General features: G+C 67.8%; 21 protein-coding genes and 1 riboswitch. Of the genes, 12 read left to right on the plus strand and 9 right to left on the minus strand.

Translation table 11 applies throughout. The features are described 5' to 3' along the window. Nucleotides 1–5 precede the first annotated feature (5 nt). Nucleotides 6–2,246: an RNA degradosome polyphosphate kinase gene (locus tag NBY65_RS14050; protein ID WP_150040639.1), complete on the plus strand. Its 2,241-nt coding sequence runs from the start codon at nt 6–8 to the stop codon at nt 2,244–2,246. A gap of 106 nt (nt 2,247–2,352) precedes the next feature. After that, on the plus strand, nt 2,353–3,840 hold the full coding sequence (locus NBY65_RS14055; RefSeq protein WP_150040640.1) for a Ppx/GppA family phosphatase: 1,488 nt from the start codon (nt 2,353–2,355) through the stop codon (nt 3,838–3,840). 123 nt (nt 3,841–3,963) lie between these two features. Here the strand turns inward: NBY65_RS14055 and rnd are convergent, their stop codons facing one another. Next, nucleotides 3,964–5,154, minus strand: a complete 1,191-nt coding sequence (gene rnd / locus NBY65_RS14060; RefSeq protein WP_150040727.1) for a ribonuclease D — start codon at nt 5,152–5,154, stop codon at nt 3,964–3,966. Nucleotides 5,155–5,400: 246 nt separating this feature from the next. On the opposite strand from rnd, the gene NBY65_RS14065 reads away from it, so the two are divergent. The 6 genes from NBY65_RS14065 to NBY65_RS14090 all read left to right on the plus strand — a co-directional run bounded on the left by NBY65_RS14065 (nt 5,401) and on the right by NBY65_RS14090 (nt 12,310). Further along, nucleotides 5,401–6,351 carry a magnesium transporter CorA family protein gene (locus tag NBY65_RS14065; protein ID WP_162530525.1) on the plus strand — a complete coding sequence of 317 codons (951 nt, stop codon included), beginning with the start codon at nt 5,401–5,403 and terminating at the stop codon, nt 6,349–6,351. A 129-nt stretch (nt 6,352–6,480) separates the two neighbouring features. Continuing rightward, on the plus strand, nt 6,481–8,277 hold the full coding sequence (gene aspS / locus NBY65_RS14070; RefSeq protein ID WP_150040642.1) for an aspartate--tRNA ligase: 1,797 nt from the start codon (nt 6,481–6,483) through the stop codon (nt 8,275–8,277). A 358-nt stretch (nt 8,278–8,635) separates the two neighbouring features. Next, nucleotides 8,636–10,273 (plus strand): NRAMP family divalent metal transporter, encoded by a 1,638-nt coding sequence (locus NBY65_RS14075; RefSeq protein WP_150040643.1) that lies wholly within the window; start codon nt 8,636–8,638, stop codon nt 10,271–10,273. A 168-nt stretch (nt 10,274–10,441) separates the two neighbouring features. Next, entirely contained in the window at nt 10,442–11,236 is a 795-nt protein-coding gene (locus NBY65_RS14080) for a cell envelope integrity EipB family protein (RefSeq protein ID WP_150040644.1), read from the plus strand. A gap of 103 nt (nt 11,237–11,339) precedes the next feature. Beyond that, nucleotides 11,340–11,957, plus strand: coding sequence for a 7-carboxy-7-deazaguanine synthase (gene queE / locus NBY65_RS14085; protein ID WP_150040645.1), 618 nt, complete (start codon nt 11,340–11,342; stop codon nt 11,955–11,957). Then, the gene (locus NBY65_RS14090) at nt 11,957–12,310 is read left to right on the plus strand and encodes a 6-pyruvoyl trahydropterin synthase family protein (RefSeq protein WP_150040646.1); all 354 of its coding nucleotides are present in this window, start codon (nt 11,957–11,959) and stop codon (nt 12,308–12,310) included. The genes queE and NBY65_RS14090 overlap by 1 nt, the downstream gene beginning before the upstream one ends. A 57-nt stretch (nt 12,311–12,367) precedes the next feature. On the opposite strand, the gene NBY65_RS14095 is transcribed toward NBY65_RS14090, so the two are convergent. The 6 genes from NBY65_RS14095 to NBY65_RS14120 all read right to left on the minus strand — a co-directional run bounded on the left by NBY65_RS14095 (nt 12,368) and on the right by NBY65_RS14120 (nt 16,964). Further along, nucleotides 12,368–13,123 carry an SDR family NAD(P)-dependent oxidoreductase gene (locus NBY65_RS14095; RefSeq protein ID WP_150040647.1) on the minus strand — a complete coding sequence of 252 codons (756 nt, stop codon included), beginning with the start codon at nt 13,121–13,123 and terminating at the stop codon, nt 12,368–12,370. Nucleotides 13,124–13,156: 33 nt separating this feature from the next. Continuing rightward, nucleotides 13,157–13,555, minus strand: a complete 399-nt coding sequence (locus NBY65_RS14100; RefSeq protein WP_150040648.1) for a (R)-mandelonitrile lyase — start codon at nt 13,553–13,555, stop codon at nt 13,157–13,159. Between the two features lie 12 nt (nt 13,556–13,567). Continuing rightward, entirely contained in the window at nt 13,568–14,353 is a 786-nt protein-coding gene (locus NBY65_RS14105; RefSeq protein ID WP_150040649.1) for a MetQ/NlpA family ABC transporter substrate-binding protein, read from the minus strand. Between the two features lie 128 nt (nt 14,354–14,481). After that, nucleotides 14,482–15,132, minus strand: coding sequence for a GIY-YIG nuclease family protein (locus tag NBY65_RS14110; RefSeq protein WP_162530526.1), 651 nt, complete (start codon nt 15,130–15,132; stop codon nt 14,482–14,484). A 214-nt stretch (nt 15,133–15,346) separates the two neighbouring features. Beyond that, nucleotides 15,347–15,490, minus strand: coding sequence for a hypothetical protein (locus NBY65_RS14115; protein WP_203330465.1), 144 nt, complete (start codon nt 15,488–15,490; stop codon nt 15,347–15,349). A 10-nt stretch (nt 15,491–15,500) separates the two neighbouring features. After that, nucleotides 15,501–16,964, minus strand: a complete 1,464-nt coding sequence (locus tag NBY65_RS14120) for a putative sulfate exporter family transporter (RefSeq protein WP_150040651.1) — start codon at nt 16,962–16,964, stop codon at nt 15,501–15,503. Between the two features lie 106 nt (nt 16,965–17,070). Between NBY65_RS14120 and NBY65_RS14125 the strand changes: the two genes are divergently transcribed. Both NBY65_RS14125 and eno read left to right on the plus strand, forming a co-directional pair. Then, nucleotides 17,071–17,247, plus strand: a complete 177-nt coding sequence (locus NBY65_RS14125; RefSeq protein WP_162530527.1) for a hypothetical protein — start codon at nt 17,071–17,073, stop codon at nt 17,245–17,247. A gap of 5 nt (nt 17,248–17,252) precedes the next feature. After that, a riboswitch (Fluoride riboswitch) is annotated at nt 17,253–17,314 on the plus strand. A gap of 164 nt (nt 17,315–17,478) precedes the next feature. Beyond that, nucleotides 17,479–18,753, plus strand: a complete 1,275-nt coding sequence (gene eno / locus NBY65_RS14130; RefSeq protein ID WP_150040652.1) for a phosphopyruvate hydratase — start codon at nt 17,479–17,481, stop codon at nt 18,751–18,753. Between the two features lie 104 nt (nt 18,754–18,857). Here eno and NBY65_RS14135 read toward each other — a convergent pair whose 3' ends face one another. Beyond that, complete coding sequence (locus NBY65_RS14135) at nt 18,858–19,799, minus strand: hydrogen peroxide-inducible genes activator (RefSeq protein ID WP_150040653.1); 942 nt, start codon at nt 19,797–19,799, stop codon at nt 18,858–18,860. A 344-nt stretch (nt 19,800–20,143) separates the two neighbouring features. Here NBY65_RS14135 and katG point away from each other — a divergent pair, with 344 nt between their 5' ends. Further along, nucleotides 20,144–22,354 carry a catalase/peroxidase HPI gene (gene katG, locus NBY65_RS14140; protein WP_150040654.1) on the plus strand — a complete coding sequence of 737 codons (2,211 nt, stop codon included), beginning with the start codon at nt 20,144–20,146 and terminating at the stop codon, nt 22,352–22,354. Between the two features lie 67 nt (nt 22,355–22,421). Continuing rightward, on the plus strand, nt 22,422–22,568 hold the full coding sequence (locus NBY65_RS14145) for a hypothetical protein (protein WP_162530528.1): 147 nt from the start codon (nt 22,422–22,424) through the stop codon (nt 22,566–22,568). 224 nt (nt 22,569–22,792) lie between these two features. On the opposite strand, the gene NBY65_RS14150 is transcribed toward NBY65_RS14145, so the two are convergent. Continuing rightward, nucleotides 22,793–23,620, minus strand: coding sequence for an Ntn hydrolase family protein (locus NBY65_RS14150; RefSeq protein WP_150040656.1), 828 nt, complete (start codon nt 23,618–23,620; stop codon nt 22,793–22,795). Nucleotides 23,621–23,676: the final 56 nt, after the last annotated feature.

A 23,676-nucleotide genomic window follows, 5' to 3' on the forward strand; every position in this document is an offset into this window, starting at 1 on the left:
GGCAGATGGACGAGCTCGAAGCCATTCACGTGCCGGGCGGCGGTGCGGTCGCGGTTCCGATTTCCCAGCCCCCGGCCCGCGTGCCGGAGCCGGCGCCGCTCGATGCGGCGAGCCCGGAGCGGTTCATCAACCGCGAGCTGTCCTGGCTCGACTTCAACCATCGCGTGCTGGAAGAAGCGGCGAATCCCAACCATCCGTTGCTGGAGCGGCTGCGCTTCGTCTCCATCAGCGCCGCCAATCTCGACGAATTCTGGTCGGTGCGGGTGGCCGGGCTGATCGGCCAGGCCAAGGCCGGCGTGACTTCGCGCTCACCCGATGGCCGCACCCCGGCCCAGCAGTTGGTGGAGGTGGAGGCGCGGGCCGAGCGGCTGATGGCCGAGCAGCACGGCGCCTGGGTGCAACTGCGCGCCCTGCTGCAGGAAGCGGGCATCGAGGTGTGCGAGCCGGCCTCGCTGTCGGATGTCGACTGCCAGTGGCTCGATGCCTGGTTCATGGAGCGGGTGTTCCCGGTGCTGACGCCGCTGGCGATCGATCCGGCGCATCCGTTCCCGTTCATCCCCAACATGGGGCTGGTGATGGCGCTGGCGCTGGGGCGGGCGGAGGATTCGCACCGCATGCGCGCGCTGATCCCGTTGCCCTCGCAGATCGAGCGCTTCGTCCGCCTGCCCGGCGCCAAGGGGGCGAGCATCCGCTTCGTGATGCTGGAGCATGTGGTGCTGCTGTTCCTGCACCGGCTGTTCCCCGGCTTCCGCCGCGACGGCCACGGCATGTTCCGGCTGATCCGTGACACCGATGTCGAGTACGAGGAGGAAGCCGAGGACCTGGTCCGGTCCTACGAGACCGCCCTGAAGCGGCGCCGGCGCGGCATGCCGATCCATCTTTCGGTGGAAGCGGCGATGCCGGCGCATCTGCGCGAGCTGGTGGTCGACGAGCTGGAGGCGTCCAGCCAGAACGTGTTCGTGCTGGACGGGATCCTGGGCGTCACCGATCTCAGGCAGTTGATCGTGGACGACCGGCCGGACCTGCTGTTCGCGCCCTATACGCCGCGCTTCCCCGAGCGCATCCGGGATTTCGGCGGTGATTGCTTCGCGGCGATCCGCGCCAAGGACATCATCGTCCACCATCCCTTCGAGAGCTTCGACGTGGTGGTGCAGTTCCTGCGCCAGGCGGCGCAGGACCCGAACGTGGTGGCGGTGAAGCAGACGCTGTACCGCACCAGCCGCGACAGCCCGATCGTCAAGGCGCTGATCGAGGCGGCCGAGGCCGGCAAGTCGGTCACCGCCATGGTGGAGCTGCGCGCGCGCTTCGATGAAGAGGCCAATATCCGGCTGGCGCGCTCGCTGGAGGCGGCGGGGGTGCAGGTCGTGTACGGCTTCACCCAGTTGAAGACCCACGCCAAACTCAGCCTGGTGGTGCGGCGCGAGGGCGGCACCATGCGCGCCTACGCGCATTTCGGCACCGGCAACTACCACCCGATCACCGCGCGCATCTACACCGACCTGTCCTTCTTTACCTCCGACCCCGACCTGACGCGGGATGCGGCGCGGCTGTTCAACTACATGACCGGCTATGCAAGGCCGGAGCGGATGGACGCGGTGGCGTTCAGCCCGCTGACCATCCGCCCCACCCTGAACGAGCTGATCGACCGCGAGATCGTCTTCGCCCGCGAAGGCCGGCCGGCGACGATCTGGCTGAAGCTGAACAGCCTGGTGGACGACGACCTGATCGACCGGCTGTACGCGGCGTCCCAGGCCGGGGTGAAGGTGATGGGGGTGGTGCGCGGGATCTGCTGCCTGCGCCCGGGCGTGCCGGGGCTGTCGGAGAACATCCGCATCAAGTCCATCGTCGGCCGTTTCCTGGAACACAGCCGCATCTGCGTCTTCGGCAACGGCTACCGGCTGCCGAGCCGGCATGCCCGGGTCTATATCAGCTCGGCCGACTGGATGGCGCGCAACATGGAATGGCGGGTGGAGACGCTGGTGCCGATCCACAACCACACTGTCCATCGCCAGGTGCTTGACCAGATCATGATGGTGAACCTGCGCGATACCGAGCAGTCCTGGGAACTGCGCTCCGACGGAACCTGGCGCCGGCTCGGCCCGGTGCCGGTGCGCAAGCGGGTCTCGGCGCACGAGTATTTCATGACCAATCCGTCGCTGTCCGGTCGCGGCTCGGCCCTGCACGGGGCAGCGCCGTCGGTCCCCGCCGAGCCGGGGCGGCGCCATGACCGGATGCTGGAGGACTGAGCGCGACGGCGGAACGGGGCCGGTTTCGCAACCGATGCGGCGGGCTTTTGGCCAACGAAAGAAAGCTTGACGCTGCCGCGCCCGCCCGGCACCCGTGGCTTTTGCGATGCCCTACATGCCCCCTGCCGAGTTGCCGCGCTGCGCGGTAGTCGACCTCGGTTCCAACTCCGTGCGCCTCGTCGTGTTCGAGGGGCGCGGACGCAATCCCATGCCGATCTTCAACGAGAAGGCCGTCCTGCGGCTCGGACGCGGATTGCAGGGCACGGGGCGGCTGAACGACGAAGCGGTGGCGCAGGCGCTGACGGTGATGGGCCGCTACGCCGCGATCGCCCGCGCCATGGGGGCCAACCCGTTCGAGGTGCTGGCCACCGCCGCGGTGCGCGACGCCGCCAACGGCCCGGATTTCGTGGCGGCGCTGGCGGGGCAGATGCCGGGGGTGCCGATTCGCATCCTCGCCGGCGAGGAGGAGGCGGCGCTCTCGGCCCAGGGGCTGCTCTGCGGCATCCCGCATGCCGATGGGGTGCTGGCCGATATCGGCGGCGGCTCGCTGGAATTCGTGCGGCTGGAACAGGGGCGGCCCGGGATCGGGCAGACGCTCAAGCTCGGGGTGATCCGGCTGGCCGAGCGGGCCGGCGGCGACCCGATGCAGGCGCGAGCGATCGCCGAGCAGGACCTGCTGGGGGTGCCCTGGCTGGGCGAGATGAGCGGGCGCGACCTGTTCCTGGTGGGCGGGGCGTGGCGGGCGCTGGCGCGCATCCACCTCGCCCAGACCGCCTATCCGCTGAACATGGTGCATCACTACACGATCGGGCGGGACGAGGCGCGCGACCTGGCCGGGATGATCATCAGCGCCTCCCGCCGCACGCTTGAGCGCATGCCCGGGGTGCCGCGGCGGCGCATCGACGACCTGCCTTTCGCGGCGGTAGTGCTGCGGCGGGTGTTGCGCAGCACCGGGGTGCGGCGCGTGGTGTTCAGCGCCGCCGGGCTGCGCGAGGGCTGGTACATGCGGCAGATCGAGCCGCCGAAGCGGGACGAGGATCCGCTGCTGGCCGCCGGCATCGACTTTGCCCGCCGCTTCGGCCGTGATCCGGCCCTGCCGCCGGCGCTGGTGACCTGGACCGATCCGCTTTTCCCCGGGGAGCCGGCCGAACACCGGCGGTTGCGCGAGGCTTCCTGCTGGCTGTCGGACGTGGGCAGCCACGAGCATCCGGAGTACCGGGCCGAGCAGACCTTCCTGCATGTGCTGCGTCAGCCCGGCGTGGGCATGGACCACCAGGAGCGGGCCTTCCTCGGGCTGGCGCTGGCGCTGCGCTACGAGGCGGAGCCCGATGCCGGTTTCCTGCAGACCGCGCGGCAGTTGCTCAGCCCGGAAGCGGTACGGCGGGCGACCATCCTGGGGATGGCGCTGCGCCTGGCCTATACCCTCTCGGCGGGGACGCTCGACCTGCTGCGGGCGACCCGGCTGGAGGTCGGGGGGGCGCTGACGCTGCGGCTGGCCCAGGGCAGCGGCGTGTTCGCCGGCGAGAGCGTGACGCGCCGGTTGGACCGGCTGGGTCAGGCGATGGGGCTGGCGACCACCACGGAAGCCGGCTGATTCGGGCGGTCAGCACACAAACGTAGGGCGGATCAGCGAAGCGCAATCCGCCATCGCAAGCAGGCCGGCTTGCGTTGGCGGACTACGTCCGCCCTACGTCATAACGCCACTGATCAGGACGGGTTACGGCTCCGGCGAGCGGATCAGCTTGATGCGGCGGCCATCGACGCCGAGCGCGATGCGGCCCTGCTTCAGCGCCAGCGCGTCGGCGCCGAACACCTCGTGGCGCCAGCCGCTCAGCAGCGGGATGTCGGGCCGGTCCTCGATGGCGAGGCGGTCGATGTCCTCGCTGGAGGCGACCAGACGGGGGGCGACGTGGTGCTGCTCGCATTTCGCCGCCAGCAGCACCTTCAGCAGCGAAACCAGGGCCGGGGAGGGGCGCGGGCCGTCGCGGTGATTGGGCGCGGCCGGCAGGGCGTCGTCGGGCAGGGCCTTCGCCTCGGCGATGGCGGCGATCAGCCCGGCCCCCATGCGGCCTTCGGCGAACCCCTTGGTGACGCCGCGGGCGCGAGCCAGCGCGTCCGGGGTCTCCGGGGCGGTGGCGGCGATTTCCAGCAGCGCCTCGTCCTTCAGCATCCGGCTGCGCGGGATGTTGGCGCGCTGGGCCTCGCGCTCGCGCCAGGCGGCAATGGCGCGCAGCACGGCGAGCATGCGGCGGTTGTTGGTGCGCGGGCGAAGCCGCTCCCACATCGCCTCCGGGTCGGGGCGGTAGGTGGCCGGGTCAGTCAGCAGCGCCATTTCCTCGGCGACCCAGTCGAGCCGGCCTTCGCGTTCGAGGCGGGCGCTCAGGCGTTCGTAGACGCGGCGCAGATGCGTCACGTCGGCAGCGGCATAGCTGATCTGCGAGGCGGAGAGGGGTCGGACCGACCAGTCGCTGAAGCGGTGCGCCTTGTCGATATGCCCGCCGGTGAGCGCCGAAACCAGCGCGTCATAGCCGACCTGGTCGCCGAAGCCGGCCACCATGGCGGCCACCTGGGTGTCGAACAGCGGCCGCGGCACGTCGCCGAAACGCAGTACGAAGATCTCGATGTCCTGGCGGGCGGCGTGGAACACCTTCTCGATCGCGGTGTCGGCGAGCAGCGTCCCGAGCGGGGCCAGGTCGAGCCCCGGCGCCAGCGCGTCGATGACGGCGACTTCCTCTTCGCCGGCGAGTTGCACCAAGCAAAGCTCGGGCCAGTAGGTGCGCTCGCGCATGAACTCGGTGTCGACGGTAACGAAACGCTCGCGTGCGAGTCGCTGGCACAACGCCTCGAGTTCGGGCGTGGTGCTCACCAGGACAGGGGGAGGAAACTCGGCGCGCGGGCTGCGAGGCATGACAAAGAGTGTACACGCCGCATCGGTGCCGAGGAAAGCGGCGTCGTTGCTGGCGCTGCAGTTGTATGACGGCACCTTCCACCATCAAAGGTTACACGGCACGTCCGTTGCATGTCCGTGGTCGTTGCGCGCGGGCATGGTCTTTGCGCAGGATCGTGGCGGTTTTCCGATGTGACGCTGCGGCAGCGGGCACGTTCGGAGGCGTGGGTGCAACGGGTGCGGCGCCCCGGAGGACGGAATGGAGCAATGCTGAACGTGTTCCCCGGGCATCCCGGGCAGGCGGAGCCCACGCCGCATGCGCAGGCGGTGTGGATCGACCTGGTCGACCCTGATCCGCAGGAAATCGCGCTGGTGGAGCGGACCACCGGCCTGCACGTACCGGGACTCGCGGAGCTGAGCGAGATCGAGAGTTCGAGCCGGCTTTATCGCCGCAACGGCACGCTCACCATGAGCCTGCCCGCGGTGCAGGCCGCCGATACGCAGGCGCGGACCACGCCGGTGGGCGTGGTGCTGTCGCGCGAGCGGCTGCTGACCGTGCGCTTCGCCCGGTTGCGCGCCTTCGAGACCTTCGCCGAGTCCTGTAAGGACCGGGAGCAGATCTCCTCCACCGACCTGTTGCTCGGCCTGCTGGAGGCGATCGTGGACCGGCTGGCCGACGTGCTGGAGCGGACGGGAGAGGAACTCGACCAGGTGTCCGGCCGGATCTTCCATGCCCGGCGGGGAGGCTTGCGCCCCAAGCGCGAGGAGAACGAACTGCGTGCGGTGCTGCGCGCGGTGGGGCGGTCGGGCGACCTGATCTCCAAGCTGCGCGACACGCTGCTCGGGGTGGGGCGGCTGGGGCCGTTCCTGGCGACCAACGCCGACTGGCTGACCGATGCGCAGAAACCGCGGCTGGAGACGCTGCAGGCCGATATCCGCTCGCTGACCGACTACAACGCCCACCTGACCAACAAGGTGCAGTTCCTGCTGGACGCAACCCTGGGCTTCATCAGCATCGAGCAGAACGACATCATCAAGGTGCTGACGATCGTTTCGGTGGTGGGGGTGCCGCCGACCTTCTTCGCCAGCATGTACGGCATGAATTTCAAGTGGATGCCGGAACTGGACTGGGCCTGGGGCTACCCGTACGCGCTGATGCTGATCGTGCTGTCGGCAGTGCTGCCGCTGCTGTGGTTCCGCTGGCGCGGCTGGCTTTAAAGGCATGGCTCCATCGCGTGCACGGAACACCAGGGGGGGCTTTCCGCCCCTCGCCCGGCCCTGGCGGCTTGACACTGCGGGGAGCGGCCTGTTGTCTGCCGCGCCTCAAGTTGCCTCGGGACAAGCCCCATGCACGCCTATCGCACGCATACCTGTGGCGCGCTGCGCGCCAGCGACGCCGGCCAGACCGCCCGCCTTTCCGGCTGGGTGCACAGCAAGCGCGACCACGGGGGGCTGCTGTTCATCGACCTGCGGGATCATTACGGCCTGACGCAGATCGTCTTCGCCGCCGGCAGCGTGGCCTTCGAGACGGTGGACCGGCTGCGGCCGGAAAGCGTGATCACCGTCACCGGCGAGGTGGTGCTGCGCGAGGCCGGCACGGTCAATCCGAAGCTCCCCACCGGCGAGATCGAACTGCGCGCCGCCACCGTGGAGGTGCAGTCGGTCGCCGATGTGCTGCCCATGCAGGTGGCCGGCGACGAGAAATACCCCGAGGACATCCGCCTCAAATACCGCTTCATCGACCTGCGGCGGGACAAGCTGCACCGCAACATGGTGCTGCGCAGCCAGGTGATCGCCTCGGTGCGCCGGCGCATGATCGCGGCCGGGTTCACGGAATTCCAGACGCCGATCCTGACCGCCTCCTCGCCCGAGGGCGCGCGCGACTTCCTGGTGCCGGCACGGCTGCACCCTGGCAAGTTCTACGCGCTGCCGCAGGCGCCGCAGCAGTTCAAGCAGTTGCTGATGGTGGCGGGCTTCGACCGCTACTTCCAGATCGCCCCCTGCTTCCGCGACGAAGCCAGCCGCGCCGACCGCTCCCCGGGCGAGTTCTACCAGCTCGACTTCGAGATGAGCTACGTGACGCAGGAGGACGTGTTCGCCACCATCGAGCCGGTGATCGCGGGCGTGTTCGAGGAATTCGCGGAAGGGCGCAGCGTCACCAAGCCGCCATTCCAGCGCATCCCGTACGAAGAAGCGATGCTGGTCTACGGCACCGACAAGCCGGACCTGCGCAACCCGCTGCGCATCACCGACGTGACCGCGCAGTTCGCCGGCTCCGGCTTCGGGCTGTTTTCCAAGATCGCGGCCAGCGGCGGCGTGGTGCGGGCGATCCCGGCGCCGGGCACCGCCGGCAACCCGCGCAGCTTCTTCGACAAGCTGAACGAATGGGCGCGCGAACAGGGCGCGGGCGGGCTCGGCTACATCGTCTTCGAGGCGGACGGACCGAAAGGGCCGATCGCGCGTAACCTGGAGCCGGAACGGGCCGAGGCCATCCGCGTGGCCTGCGGGCTCTCGGCCGGTGACTCGGTGTTCTTCGCCGCGGGCAAGAAAGACGAGGCGCCGAAATTCTCGGGGCTGGTGCGCACCAAGCTCGGCCAAGACCTGGGGCTGATCGCCGCGGGACGCTTCGAGTTCTGCTGGATCACCGACTTCCCGATGTACGAGCTGAACGAGGAAACCGGGCAGATCGACTTCAGCCACAACCCGTTCAGCATGCCACAGGGCGGGATGGAGGCCCTGCTGACCCAGGACCCGCTGACCATCAAGGCCTTCCAGTACGATATCGTCTGCAACGGCATCGAACTGTCCTCGGGCGCGATCCGCAACCATCGCCCGGACATCATGATCAAGGCCTTCGAGATCGCCGGCTACACCGCCGCCGACGTGGAAGCCCGGTTCGGCGGCATGCTGAACGCCTTCCGCTACGGGGCCCCGCCACATGGCGGCTCGGCGCCCGGCATCGACCGCATGGTCATGCTGCTCGCCGATGAGCCGAATATCCGCGAAGTCATCCTCTTCCCGCTGAACCAGCAGGGCGAGGACCTGATGATGGGCGCCCCGGCCGAGGTGCCGCCGGCCCGGATGAAGGAATTGTCGCTGAAACTCGACCTGCCGCCGAAGCTCAAGGGCGGACAGAAAGAGTAATAGAGAGTAAGGCAAGGGCTCCGCCCTTGACCCGCCAAGGGCCACACGGCCCTTGGATCCCATTCGCGCTGCGCGGCATGAAGGCGCTTGATGCGGCCTTTGTGACGGAGCAAAGATGGCGCTGGCGCGTTGTAACGACGCGCGGCGTCGGCATGCCGGCGTGAAACCACAACAGGATCCAGATGAACCCGCGATCTAGCAGTCAGCCGTCGGAGTGCCACAGTCGACGCTTCGCGTCGTCCGTGGTGATCCGTAACGGCTGCTTCGTGGTCCGGGACGCGAACGCCCCAGGGGTCTGACCCCTCCGGCCACCGCCTCCCGGGCTTGAGCTGACCGCTTGAGCATGGAGGAGGCAGGAATGGCCCCCCTTCTCGAACCGAGTCCCGTGCTCGTGCCCGCCGGCACGGCCGAAACCCTGGCGTCGGTGGCCGCCCCGCCCGCACAGATCCGGGGGGCGCTCGGCAGCATCCCGCATGGCCAGGAGGCGCGCGGCTGGGCGGGACGGTTGCGTACGCTGCTGGCCGTGCTTGGCCCCGGGCTGATCGTCATGGTCGGCGACAACGACGCCGGCGCCTTCGCCGTCTACACCCAGGCCGGGCAGGATTACGGCACCGCGCTGCTGTGGACGCTGCTGCTGCTGGTGCCGGTGCTCTACGTCAACCAGGAGATGGTGCTGCGGCTCGGTGCGGTCAGCGGCGTCGGCCACGCGAAGCTGATCGTGGCGCGGTTCGGCCGCCTCTGGGCCGGGGTCAGCGTGATCAGCCTGCTGGTACTGAACGCGCTGACCATCGTCACCGAGTTCATCGGCATCACCCTGGCGCTGGATTACCTCGGCCTGTCGCGCCTCGTCGGCGTGGCGGTGGCGGCGGGGCTGATCATGGCGGCGGCGGGCACCGGCGATTTCCGCCGCTTTGAGCGGGTGGCGCTGACCCTGGTGGCGGGCAGCCTGCTGCTGCTGCCGGTGGTCCTGCTGGTGCATCCGCCGCTGGGGCAGATCGGGCGGGACCTGCTGGTGCCGCAACTGCCGGAGGGGAATCTGGCGCGGGTGCTGTTGCTGGTGGTGGCGATCGTCGGCACCACCATCGCGCCGTGGCAGTTGTTCTTCCAGCAGAGCTACATCGTCGACAAGCGCATCACCGCCCGGTTCATCGCCTATGAAAAGGCCGATCTGTGGCTGGGCATCGTGGTGGTGGTGGTCGGCGCGGTGGCGATGATGTCGTTCTGCGCCGCCACCTTCGCCGGCACCCCGCAGGCGGGCGGCTTCACCGATGTTGGCGACGTGGCGCGCGGGCTGCAGCATCACGCCGGCACGGTTCCGGCCACGCTGTTCGCCCTGGCGCTGCTGGATGCCAGCATCATCGGGGCGGCCGCGGTGTCGCTCTCGACGGCCTATGCGGTGGGCGACCTGTTCGCCGCCGGGCATTCGCTGCACCGGCGCCCGCGGGAAGCATGGGGCTTCCATGCGCTCTATGCCGGGCTGGTGGCGGCCGGGGCGCTGCTGGTGCTGCTGCCGGGGGTGCCGCTGGGGCTGATCACCGAAGGGGTGCAGACCCTGGCCGGGGTGGTGCTGCCGGTCTCGACGGTGTTCCTGTTGTTGCTGTGCAACGATTCCACGGTGCTGGGGCCGTGGGTGAACGGCCGCTGGATGAACCTGTTCACCGGGACGGTGGTGGCGGGACTGGTGGTGCTGTCCGGCCTGCTGATCGCCGCGGTGCTGGTCCCCGGCCTGTCCGGCGGCTGGCTGATCGGATTGCTGGGCGTCGGCGCGGTGGGGGCGGTGGCGGTCGGCATCGGGGCGATGCGCCTGGCGCCGGCCCGGCCGGCGGACGCCACGGCGCAGCGGCCAGGCTGGCGCATGCTGCCGCCGGAGCGCCTGCCGGCCGCCCGTCCCGCCGGCGGGGCCCGGGTCTGGCTGGTCGGGCTGATGGGCTATCTGGTGCTGTCCTGCGGCATGGTGGTGCTGCATGTCGCGCAGGTCGCGCTGGGGATTGGATAGGGGCGCGGCGGGAAACCGCGTCCGGCATGCGGCGCCGGCGTCTGTGTGCTGGCGCGCATCCTGGGACGTTCCTATGTTTTGCGCCATGAGTCGTGAGCGGCAACACCGTCCTGCCATCGGGCCCGGAGCGGTGGGGCAAGCAACCTGTCCAGAGTCCGGAGTCTGCGCATGCGTCTGTTCGTCCTGACCGCCCTGGCCCTGCTGCTGGGGGGCGGCGTGCCCGCGATGGCGGTTGAGCCCGCGGCCCCGATGGCGGCGCATCGCGCGCTGTACACGCTCACGCTCGAGCAGGCGCGCGCAAGCGAGGTGGCGGGTGCCTCCGGCACCATGGCCTATGAGGTGCTGGATGCCTGCGACGGCTGGGCGAGCCGGCAGCGGCTGGAGATGACCATCATCAACCGCGACGGGCAGGACATCCAGATGCTCTCCGACTACACCACCTGGGAGAGCAAGGACGGGCTGAAGATGCGGTTCCGCATGCGCCAGACCACCGAGCAGGCGGTGACCAGCGAGGTCGCCGGCGAGGCGTCGCTGGAGCGGGTGGGTGGACCAGGCACGGTGCATTATTCCGTGCCGGAGGACACCACCAAGGACCTGCCGGCCGGCACCTTGTTCCCGATGGCGCATACCGAGGCAATCCTGGCGGCGGCGCGCGCGGGCAAGAAGTTCATCACCCTGCCGCTGTTCGACGGCACCAGCGAGAAGGGCGGGCAGGACAGTTCGGTCGCGATTTCCTCCTGGGGCGGGCCGCGGCCGTCGAAATGGCCGGATCTGGCGAAGCTGCCGAGCGGGCGGGTGCACGTGGCCTTCTTCGACCGGGGCACGTCCAGCCAGCAGCCCGACTACGAGGTCAGCATGCGCTACTGGGACAACGGCGTCGCCGATGAGCTGGACATGGATTTCGGCGAGTTCGTGATGAAGGGCACGCTGACGCAGTTCGCGATCGTGCCGCCGGGCTGCTGACCGGGCGCTTCCCCGGGAAGCGGAAACGAAAGGGCCTGCGCCGTATCCGTGACGATACCTTCGTGACGATGCCGGCATGGGCGGGACCGCCGATGCGCATCGCATGACCTACATTGTTCATTCCATCTTCCACACGCTGCAGGGCGAGGGGGCCAATCTCGGGCGGGCCTCCGTGTTCATCCGCTTCGCCGGCTGCAATCTGTGGTCGGGGCGCGAGGAGGACCGCGCCGCCGCGACCTGCCGCTTCTGCGACACGGAGTTCCGCGGCGGCACGCGCCATGCCACCGCGCCAGGGCTTGCCCGTGCGGCGGCACGCTGCTGGGGCGCCGCGCCAGGGCATCGCTTCGTCGTGCTGACCGGGGGCGAGCCGCTGCTGCAGGTCGACGCCGCCCTGGTCGAGGCCCTGCACGCCGAGGGCTTCGTCATTGCGGTCGAGACCAATGGCACGGTCCGGCCGCCGAAGGGGATCGACTGGATCTGCGTCTCGCCGAAGGCCGGCGCGGAACTGGTGCTCGATCACGCGGACGAGCTGAAGCTGGTGTTCCCGCAACCGGGCCTGCCGCCGGACGCGCTGGCCGGCTTCGCCGCGGCGCAGCGCTGGCTGCAGCCCATGGACGGCCCCGCGCTCGCGGCCAACACCGCCGCGGCCGCCGCCTATTGCCTTGCCAACCCCCCGTGGCGCCTGTCGATCCAGGCACACAAGACCTGGAACATACCGTGATGCGCATTTGTCGGGCCTACACGCTGGAATCCAGCCACCAACTGACCGGCGTGCCGCCGACCCACAAATGCAGCCGCCTGCACGGGCACCAGTACCGCGTGGTGCTGACGATCGAGGGGCCGGTCGACCCGGTGAGCGGCTTCGTCATCGATTTCTGGGAACTGGATCGTGCCTTCGCGCCGCTGCACGAGCAACTCGACCACCACCACCTCAATGACGTGCCCGGCCTGGGCAACCCGACCGCCGAACTGATCGCTACCTGGATCGGCGAGCGGCTGGCCATTCCCGGCCTGCGCCGCGTGACCGTTTACGAGACGCCGGATTGCTGGGCCGAGTGGGACAGCCCGGCCTGAGCAGGGCACCACGTATCCTGGGCACGGCGGCGCTTCCACCCGGCCCGCGCCGGCCCGTCACATCATCCCGGCCGCGGTGAAGCCACCATCGACCGCGAGGGTGTGGCCGTGCACGTACCGCGCCGCGTCGGAGCAGAGGAACACCACTGCCTCGGCGATTTCCTCGGGGCGGCCGTACCGGGCCGCCGGGATCAGGCGGCCATAAGCCGCGCGCGTTGCGGCATCATGCGCGGCTTCGACCATCTTCGTGTCGGTTGGGCCGGGGGCGACGGCGTTGACGTTCACGCCCTGCGCGGCCAACTCGACCGCCATCACCCGGGTGAGCAGATCGAGCCCCGCTTTCGCGGCACCATACGCGGCACGCCCACGGCCACCGCGTTGCCCGGACGTCGAGGTGATATTGACGATCCTGCCGCCGCCGCGCTGCACCATCACGCGGGCGCAGGCTTGCCCGACCAGGAAGGCTCCGGTGAGATTGACGGCAATCGTCCGGTTCCAGTCCTCGATCGAGGTTTCCAGGAACAGCGCGGTGCGGCCAATGCCGGCATTGTTGACCAGGATGTCCAGCCGGCCAAACCGCGCGATGACGGCTTCGGTCATGCTGCTGACGGAAGCCGGATCCGCAACATCGACCGCGATCGGCCATGCCCGGCCACCGGCGGCTTCCACCGTGGCGGCCGCGTGGCGGGCCTCGTCGCCGGCGATGTCGGCCACCGTGACGATCGCCCCTTCGCGTGACAGCGCGTGAGCAATGGCCAGGCCAATGCCCCCCGCCGCGCCGGTGACGATCGCGACCCTGCCTTCCAGCTTCAAGACCCGTCTCCGTCTGTCTTCAGGGGGGCGGTATCAGCGGTATTCCGCATCCGCGACCTGCTCCAGCCACGTCACCTCGCGATCGTCCGGCGTCGCCATGTGGATCGCGATATGCACGAAGTGATGGTCGGGGGCGGCGCCGTGCCAGTGCTCTTCCTCGGGATCGATCCACGCGCTGTCACCCGGGCGCAGCGTGATCAGTTCTCCGCCCCGGCTCTGCAGCCGGCCAATGCCGGAAAGGACGTGCAGCACCTGCCAGGAAGGATGGGTGTGCCAGGCGGTGCGTGAACCGGGCTCGAAGGACACCCGGTAGACGCGCAGGTCGTGCGGGGCGCCGCCGCGGGCGATCTCGTCACGCCAGACGGTTCCGGTGAAGCCGACCGGGGCGCCGCGCAGGCTGGGGACCAGGGTCTCGTTGAACAGCCGAACCATGACGGTTTCTCCTTACCAGCCGGCGAAGCCTGCCCCGGGATAGCGGGTGTTGATGAAGTCCTTCACCTCGTCGGACTGATAGGCGGCGACGAGCCTGCGCACCCATGGCTTGTCCTTGTCTTCGGCGCGGACGACGATTTCGCAGACATATTGCGATTGCGGCTTTTCCAGCAGGATGGAATCGCGCTGCGGGTTCAGGCCGGCCAGCAGCGCGTAATTGGCGTTGACCGCGGAGGCATGCACATCGTCGAGCGATCGGGCCAGTTGTGCCGCCTCGATCGAGCGGAACCGGAAGCCATGCGGATTCTCGATGATGTCCAATGGCGTGGCCTTGAAGCCCACCCCATCGCGCAGGCGGATGAGGCCGACGGATTGGAACAGCAGCAGCGTGCGTGCCTCGTTCGCCGGGTCATTCGGAATGGTGATCTGCGCCCCGCGGGGAAGATCTTCCAGCCGCTTGTACTTTTTCGAATAGACCGCGATCGGGAACAGCACGGTGCGTCCGACCGGGACCAGCTTGTAGCCGCGTGCCGCGATCTGCGATTCCAGGAAGGGAAGGTGCTGGTAGCTGTTGGCGTCGAGATCGCCGGCGGCCAGCGCCGCATCCGGCATGATGTAGTCGTTGAACTCGATGATGCGGACATCGAGCCCATTGCGGGCCGCCACTTTTGCGGCGGCCTCGAGAACTTCGGCGTGCGGGCCGGCGGTTGCCCCAACCTTGATGGTTTCTGCCTGTGCCGGCGCCAGAAAGCCCAGCACTGTCAGAGTCAGCGCCAGCGCAACGTTCTTGAGGGGCATCAAGTTGTCTCCGGGAGGTATATTTTACTGAAAATAATCGTGATAAATAATAATTACAGTCTGGTTCGGATTTGGTCAATTATAAACCAGCTTGGATCGTGCAGTTCGGAGGTGTGCGCGCCGGAAGTTCAGCGGCCTTCGGTGATGCCTTCGGGGCATGGCCGGGCGAGCGGGGGCGGCCCCGCATCCTCGGCCGTGGACCGTATCCCGGATTTTCCTGTCCGCCGGTTGGGCGCACGGCGTCGCCGGGTCTCCCTGGCAGCAGGGGGGGGCGGGCCGGGAAGTTGCGGGCCATGCAGGGCCCAGGAGGGGACCCTGGGTTCCCAATCCTGGAGGCGCAGCAGGCCTTCCTTGAAACGGGCATAGGCGTGATAGTTGTCCGACACGCCGAATTTCGCGCCGGGAGGGAAGGGGGCCAGCTGCATCCGGTCGAGATCGATGTCGTACCAATCGGTCAGCCAGATCGAACCGGTGGGATAGATCTCAATCAGGTGCTTCCACGATTGCCGGACATCGTTCCTGAACCACTCGCCGCGCCTGCGATATCCGGCGAGGGCCTTGTGGCATCCCTTCTCCACTTCGGCGGCGGCCTGTTCGTTTTCACAGAGGATGACCCCGAACAGGGCCAGGTTGTGGCTCGAATTGGCCCGCACCTGCTTCAGCCGGTCGAACGGATTGGCCGAATACCCGATCTTGAATAAGTTTGAATGCGTGACGACCTGCCCGCGGATGAGACGTTCCCATGTAACGCCTGCAATCAAATAAACATCGGTCGTCAAATTATGAAACCTGTGATTTATAAAATCGGCTGTAATTATGTGGAAGTCATGAGATCCAATCCTGGGTGCGGTTCAGATAAGCCCGGCGAGGAGCATCGAAGGGCAGCCAGCTCAGGGATATGCTGCCGCAGATATACATCGGTGTGAAGGGGCTGTTTGGGCCGCTGGCCGGGGGCCTGTCCCGGACCAGCGGCGTCGTCGATGGGGCCGCCGCTTAAACCACGCGGCTCAGCGCGCCGAGCAGCACCAGCAAGCCAAGGCCGAGGCCCAGGCTCCAGGCGATGAGACGCCGCTCGATCGGCAGCAGCGGCTCCACCGGTTGGCGCGCCAGTTCCCGGCGCAGGTCGGGATCGGTCATGTCGTCCTCCTCACGAGGCCAGCGGCGGGGTCACGCCGTGGAAGAAGATCCAGGAAATCGCCAGCCCGACCCAGATGACGAAGCCGAACAGGCTGACCACGTAGACCAGGGCCAGCTTCCCCAGACCCTCTTCCCACAGCTTGCGGAAGTTGGAGAGCAGGCCGATCGAGAAGAAGGTCAGCAGGAAGAAGATCACCCGCAGCGTGTTCGCTTCCGCCACCGGGGTGGCGATCTGCGCCGGCGAGGCTGACAGCGAGAGCGCGAGCGCCACCGCGAAGGTCACGATGAAGCCCAGGATGAATTTCGGGAAACGGTGCCAGATCTCGATCGGCCGCGCCCGTTCCTGCCCCGGCTGCACGTTGATGTGGTTGGTCCACACATAGGCCAGGATGAACGCCCAGACGCTGATGAAGACGTCGATGAAGATCTTCACCGCCGCGGTGGTGCCCAGGATCCAGCCGGCCTGCCAGTTCACGCCGCCGGCCGCCGCCTGCGACAGCAGCAGCGCCTCGGTGATGCCGCCGGCCGCCACCGCCGCGCCGTCCGTCTTCACCGCCAGCCCCATCCAGGCCGCCGCCACCAGCGGCTGGTCGGCGAGGAAGGCCTGCGCCAGGAACGGGAGCAGCAGCACCTCGACCACCGCGAACACCACCACCAGCGACGAGACCAGCACCGGCACGCCCGGCCGGGAGCGGATCGCCCCGCCGGTGGCGATCGCCGCCGCCACGCCGCAGATGGAAATGCCCGAGGCGAGCGGCGCCGCCCATTCCCGGCTGAAGCCGAACCAGCGACGGGCAACGAAATACACCACAGCCCAGTAGATCAGGTACGCTTCGACGATCGCGGCGATGCCCCGCAGCAGCAGCGAACTGGCAAAGCCGAGCTTGCCGGCGATGGCGGTGGCCAGCACGCCCCCGAGCAGGACGATGGCGATCTTGATGTAAAGCTCCGGCCGTGCCGCTTCCTTCAGCCATTCGGCGAAGCGGGGGAAGGCATTGGCGATCACCAGCCCGGCCACCAGCGCGATCAGGAATCCACCCTCGCTGGTGAGCTTCAGTGACCAGTCGAGGCCGAACTTCTTCAATTCGGCCGGGGTGACCGCCGCCAGCCGCGCATGGCTGCCAAGGAACCAACTGCCATAGGCCAGCGCGAACAGCACGCTGAAGGCGAGGGCGAAACGCCCCACCCGCGCCCCTGTCGCCGCCGCCGCCAGTGTCAGCAGCACCAGCAATGCTCCCCAGGTGGCCAGCAGCGCGCCGCCGCCGCCGAGCCATCCCCAGGCCGTTCGTGCCGCCGGCGCCAGTGCGCCGGTCGGGTCGATCCACACCGCCGTGGTGACCACCCAGCCGAGCAGGTCGGTCCCCGCCGTTCCGGCCAAGGCCGCCAGGAACAAGGCCAGGCCGATGCCGGCGGCCAGCCAGTCCTCTCTTCCCCGGCCGACGGGCCCCCCGTCTGCCGCAACCGCACCGCTCATACGCGCGCTCCATATGTTCCGTCGTTTTCTTGTAGTATCGTGTGCGAAAAATACCAAGAGTATGCGTTTATTAAAAAATCACCCTGGGCATGCGCTGATGGGGGTCTTGCCCGATGTCGTGCCGGCGCACCGGGCATGGGGGTATCAACGTATTTTCCATGTGAAATGTGCCGTGGTCATCGCCGGCGGAACCGGGCTGGAGGGATCGCCCGGCACGCCGGATGCCTCACGTTTTCGTGATATTTTCGAAGGCGAGATTGCCCTGCCCGACGGGCCTCCATAGGCTTGCGGCCCGATGGGGATGGAGTCCCCCGAAACCGCCCGCGAGGGCTGATGACTCCTGCCGCGTGAGATTGCGGCAGGAGTCTGCCCGTCGCCCCGGACAGCCCTGCCGCAAGGTGGGTGTCCTGCCTGCTCCTCATGCGCTCGACGAAGGCGACCCACGGGCGGGCATGGCGTGCCATCCCGGTGGCCGCGACCTGGATACGGACATCCGGACCAAGGGAGAGCAAACATGAAGACCCGGATTGCCAAGGTGGATGCGATGGAAATCCTGGACTCGCGCGGCCTGCCGACCGTGCGGGTGTGGGTCGGCCTGGAGGACGGCACCGTGGCCGCCGCATCCGTTCCCTCCGGCGCCTCGACCGGGGAGAACGAGGCGCTCGAGTTGCGGGACGGGGACAAGGCGCGGTTCGGCGGCAAGGGGGTTGCGCGGGCGGTTGCCAACGTGACCGACATCATCGCCCCGGCCCTGGTCGGACAGGACGCGTCGCGCCAGGCCGGGCTCGATCGCATCCTGCTTGAACTGGATGGCACGCCCGCGAAATCGAAGCTGGGGGCCAATGCCATTTTGGGCGTGTCCATGGCCGCGGCACGAGCCGCCGCCGTCTCCGCCGGCCTGCCGCTCTATGCCTACCTGGGCGGGCCCGCCGCCTGCCGCCTGCCGGTGCCGATGATGAACGTCATCAACGGCGGCAAGCACGCGGACAATTCGCTCGACTTCCAGGAATTCATGCTGGTGCCGCATGGCGCGCCGAGCTTCCGCGAGGCGCTGCGCTACGGTGCCGAAACTTACCAGGCGCTCAAATCCGTGCTGAAGCGGCGCAACCTCTCCACCGCGGTCGGCGACGAGGGCGGCTTCGCGCCGAACCTGCCCGGCAACGAGGCCGCCTGCGAGCTCATCGTCGAGGCCATCCAGGCGGCGGGGCTGAAGCCGGGTGAGGACGTCGCGATTGCCCTCGATCCCGCCGCCAGCTCATTTGCCGAAGGCGGGGTTTACGACCTTTCGAAATCCGGTGGCGGGCGGAAGACCAGCGAGGAGATGACCGGGATCTATGGCAGGTGGATCGCGGCCTATCCCATCGTCTCCATCGAGGACGGCCTCGCCGAGGATGACTGGGCCGGGTTCAGGGCGCATACGGCCGCCCTGGGCGGGAAGGTGCAGATCGTCGGCGACGATATCTATGTGACCAACGTGTCCTTCATCCGGCGCGGCATCGCCGAGGGATCGACCAATGCCGTCCTCATCAAGCTGAACCAGATCGGGACGGTGACGGAAACCGTGCGTGCCATCGAGCTTTGCCGCGAGGCGGGCTGGCGCACCGTCGTCTCGCACCGCTCCGGGGAGACCGAGGACAGCTTCATCGCCGATTTCGCCGTTGCCATGGGCGGTGGCCAGATCAAGACCGGCGCGCCCTGCCGCAGCGAACGGGTCGCCAAGTACAACCGGCTGCTGGAGATCGAGCGCGAACTCGGGACTTCCGCCGTCTACGCCAGCCCGTTCAGGTGACGGCCCCCTGAAAGCGCTGTGCAGCACAACGAACAAACGCAGGGTGGATCAGCGTAGCGCCATCCGCCTTGCGTCGACTGCACGGCTGGAACGCAGGGGGACGGTCAGGCATGTCGTGCGCGGCCCTGCCGTCGCGGGCCGGCCGACTGTCCTCCCGCACGGTGGGCCGACTGACGGACCACTTCGGAAATTTCCAGGAACTGCCTCGCCAAAGGGCTTGTCCGGCGCCAGATCATGCCGATTGTCCGCGCGGGACGGGGATCCTCGAAGCGGGCGATGGAGACTGACGCCGAGCGTGTCTCGACCGCCACCGCCATCTCCGGAATCAAGGTGACCCCGATGCCGGCGGCGACCATCTGGACCAGTGTTGACAGCGAACTGCCGTCCAGCAATTCCCGTGACAGCGCCGAGGGCATGTTGCAGAAGGCCAGTGCCTGGTCGCGAAAGCAGTGGCCCTCTTCCAGCAGGAGCAGCCTCATCTCGCGCAGCGTTTCGCGATCGGGCACGGGCTTTCCCGCGTCCTCGCCCGGTCGGACCAGCACGAACTCCTCGGTGAACAGAGCGACTTCGGTGAACGAGGGTTCGGATACCGGCAGCGCGACAATGGCCGTGTCCAGCCTTCCCTCCGCCAGTTCCTGGATCAGCCTCGGCGTCAGCGTCTCGCGCACATGGATGTCGAGGCCCGCATGCAGGCGCGTCAGGTCGCCGATGATGGCCGGCAACAGATAGGGGGCGATGGTGGGAATGATACCGATGCGCAGCCGTCCCACCAGCCGGTCCCGCGAGGCCCGTGCCAGGTCCCCCAGGGCATCGACGGCGCGCAGGATGTCGCGCGCCCGCGTGGCGAATTCCTCGCCGAGGCTGGTGAGCTGGACCTGGCGAGCGCTTCTCTCGAAGAGCGCCGTTCCCAGCGACTCCTCCAACTCCTTGATCTGCATCGACAGAGCCGGCTGAGAGATCGCGCAGGCATCGGCCGCGCGTCCGAAATGGCCATACCGTGCCAGTGCCTCGACATAGCGAAGCTGCCTGAGTGTCAGATTGACCATAACCCTGCCTTATTGCCATCATCAGAAAACCTAACTTAAACTAATCGAACAGCTCTGCTAGATCGGCGACTGCGAAGATGAGGATCGGTGAATATTGCAGTGGCTTCACATTGCCGCCGCGGATTTTGCGCCGTCTGATGCCGTCAACCGATGCAAAGCCTGATGTGAAACAAGTAATATATTTTCGGGTTGTTCATATCTAAGCCGGGCGGGCGGCAAAGGCGGCATTTCACGCCTCCCGGGTCGGTGATTGTGCTAGCCATGACGTGGGATCGACTTCTGCGGGCGTCGTGATTCTTGTCCGCGGACCAGCTCCACCAACGTAGCCACGATCGGAGGAAACCATGGGCGGAAATGACACGGCGACGGCCGGCAAATGTCCGGTGACGCATGGGGAGCAGCTCAACACCATTTTCGGCGGGCGGTTGAACCGGGACTGGTGGCCGCAGCAGCTGAATCTCAGGATCCTGCACCAGCGTTCTTCCCTGTCCAATCCGATGGGGCCGGCCTTCGACTACGCGAAGGAGTTCCGGCAGCTCGATCTCGAGGCGGTGAAGCGGGATCTCTTCGCCCTGATGACGGACTCGCAGGACTGGTGGCCGGCGGATTACGGGCATTACGGGCCGCTGTTCATCCGGATGGCGTGGCACAGCGCGGGCACCTATCGCATCGGCGACGGCCGCGGGGGGGCGGGCTCCGGCTCGCAACGCTTCGCGCCGCTCAACAGCTGGCCCGACAACGTGAACCTCGACAAGGCGCGCCGGCTGCTCTGGCCGATCAAGCGCAAATACGGCGACAGGATTTCCTGGGGCGACCTGATGATCCTGGCCGGCAACTGCGCCCTGGAATCGATGGGCTTCAGGACCTTCGGCTTCGGTGGCGGGCGCGTGGATGTCTGGGAGCCCGAGGAGGACGTCTACTGGGGGGCGGAGGAGACCTGGCTCGGCGACAAGCGCTACAGCGGCGAGCGCGACCTCGAGAACCCGCTCGCCGCCGTGCAGATGGGCCTGATCTACGTGAACCCGGAAGGGCCGAACGGCAAGCCGGATCCGCTGGCGGCGGCGCGCGACATCCGCGAGACCTTCGCGCGCATGGCCATGAACGACGAGGAAACGGTGGCGCTGATCGCGGGCGGACATTCCTTCGGCAAGACCCATGGCGCGGGCGATGTGGCGCTGGTTGGCCGCGAACCGGAAGGAGCGGGTCTCGAGGAGCAGGGGCTCGGCTGGAACAACCGTTTTGGTTCCGGCAAGGGCGGCGACACGATTTCAAGCGGCCTGGAAGGTGCGTGGACGCCCACGCCGACCAAATGGGACAACAGCTTCTTCGACACCCTGTTCGGCCATGACTGGGAACTGACCAAGAGCCCGGCCGGCGCCTGGCAATGGAAGCCCAAGGATCCCGCTGCGGCGAATGCCGTGCCGGACGCGCATGATCCTTCGAAGCGCCATGCGCCGATGATGCTCACGACCGATCTCTCGCTGAAGCTCGATCCGATCTATGCGCCGATTTCGAAGAAGTTCCACGAGAACCCGGATGCCTTCGCCGATGCCTTCGCCCGGGCCTGGTTCAAGCTGACCCATCGCGACATGGGCCCGCGCGCGCGCTACCTCGGCCCGCTGGTTCCCGCGGAGGAGCTGGTCTGGCAGGATCCCGTTCCCGCGGTCGATCATCCCCTGATCGACGCGCAGGACAGTCTCGATCTGAAGGCCAGGATTCTTGCCTCCGGCCTGTCGGTCGCGGACCTCGTCGCGACGGCCTGGGCTTCGGCCGCGACCTTCCGTGGCTCCGACAAGCGCGGCGGGGCCAACGGGGCGCGCATCCGCCTGGCGCCGCAGAAGGACTGGGAGGTCAACCAGCCTGCCCGGTTGGAGAAAGTGCTCGGCACGCTTGAAGGAGTCCGGCAGGCGTTCAATGCCGCGCAATCGGGCGGGAAGAAGGTGTCGCTCGCCGACCTGATCGTCCTTGCCGGCAACGCCGCGGTCGAGCAGGCGGCGAAGGCCGCCGGGCACGAGGTGGCAGTTCCCTTTGCCCCGGGCCGCACCGACGCGACGCAGGAGCAGACGGATGTCCACTCCTTCGCCGTGATGGAGCCAGTGGCCGACGGGTTCCGCAACTATCTCAGGACGGGACGCAAGGAAGCAGCGGAGGCGTTGCTGGTCGACCGGGCGCAACTGCTGACGCTGACCGCGCCCGAGATGACGGTCCTGGTCGGTGGCCTGCGCGTGCTGGGGGCCAATGTCGGGCAGTCGCCGCACGGGGTGTTCACGCAGCGGCCGGGGGCGCTCACCCCCGACTTCTTCGTCAATCTGCTCGACATGGGCACGGCCTGGAAGGCGACCTCGGAGGCCGAGGATGCGTTCGAAGGCCGTGACCGCGCGACCGGCGCCCTGAAATGGACCGGCACGCGCGTGGATCTTGTCTTCGGCTCGAACTCCCAGCTCCGTGCCCTGGCGGAGGTCTATGCCTGCGAGGGCGCGCAGAAGAAGTTCGTGCATGACTTCGTGGCGGCATGGACCAAGGTGATGAACCTCGATCGCTTCGACCTGGCCTGATCCGGGTGGAACGGCGTTCGGACGTCGCCGCGCCGCGGCGGCGTCCGGACATCAGGGGGAGGATGTGGTGAGGGAGGCGCGAGGCATCGACGCAGGCCTATTCCGCAGTTTCCGTCAGGCTTCCGATCAGGTGCAGCAGAGCCTGGTGCTCGGGGCCCTGCCCGCCGCGAGCCAGGAAATCCCCGATGCCGACCTCGATGCTGCGTCCGCCTGATGCGGCATTTGGCTCGTGCCTGACGAACACCCGGCCCGTGTCCGGGGCGCTGACAAGCAGCCAGCGGTCTCCGCTGGAGCTTTCATAGAGTTCCCGTGTACATACCATGGCCGTTATTCCTTCCATTCAGCCTGGGCAGGTTCGCCCGTGATGTGACGGATGCGGTTCCGGCTGACCTGTTGTCACCGGTGCGCGGAGAAAGTGTCGTCGATTTCCCGGTACGCTCAGTCGTCTCTCATGCCGCTCATTGCGGTCCGTCCGACCGCGCAGGGGCTCATTTGCTCAACCCATCGGAAGCCCTCGTGCTTGGTGATGGTGGCGATCGCGACAGCTCCGCCGACGGATTTTGGCAAGTATACGGAGAACCTGACAAAGCCGATTGTCGTCTCAACCAGGAACCGCGCAAGATCGACGGCATCCTGGATCGGCATGGCCGGCAGTGAGAGCGTGGCATAGAGATCCCTGATCAGCCCTTCCTGGAGCATGCCCGCGTCCTGCGCCGGAACCCCGTGTCGCACCAACGCATCGCGGATGCCGAAGCCCACGCCGAGAATAAGCCGGTTGAGCGCCTCGTACTGCCCGTCCCACAGCACGCCGAAGCTGCTCTCATCCATGACCAGGCGCGGCGCCGGGCAGGTCTGGTGGGTCAGGTTGATCTCCCAGACTTCGGCAAGCGGCCGTTCTGCCGAATAGCCGCAAAGGCGAAGCTGGATGCTCGTCGGATCGGGGCAGTGCAGTGCTTTTTCCTCGAACAGGAAGGTCCGCAGGTGCTCGGCAATCTGCGCGATCGTATAGCTGTTCGGGTCAACCCGCCACGCGGCATGGCCCGGGTCCTGGCCGCTCAGGCGCCGGCGCAGATCCTTGAGCAGGGTCTCGATCGACTCGTTGCCGATGCCACCTGAGCCGGTGGACATCACCCCCACGGGCAATCCCTGGCACAGGTTGGTGATTTTGTTGGCGTGCGTGTAGACCTGCCCGCTGCTCATGGTTCCGGCACTGTCGGCGGCCATGACAATGCCGTCGTTGATTTTCACGGAGACAATGACGGTCATGTGCTCGTACCTGTCGGATCTTCCGCGCGATGCGTGCGCCGCGCCGTCGCTGGTAT

The organism is Rhodovastum atsumiense (genome assembly GCF_937425535.1).
Lineage (GTDB): Bacteria > Pseudomonadota > Alphaproteobacteria > Acetobacterales > Acetobacteraceae > Rhodovastum > Rhodovastum atsumiense.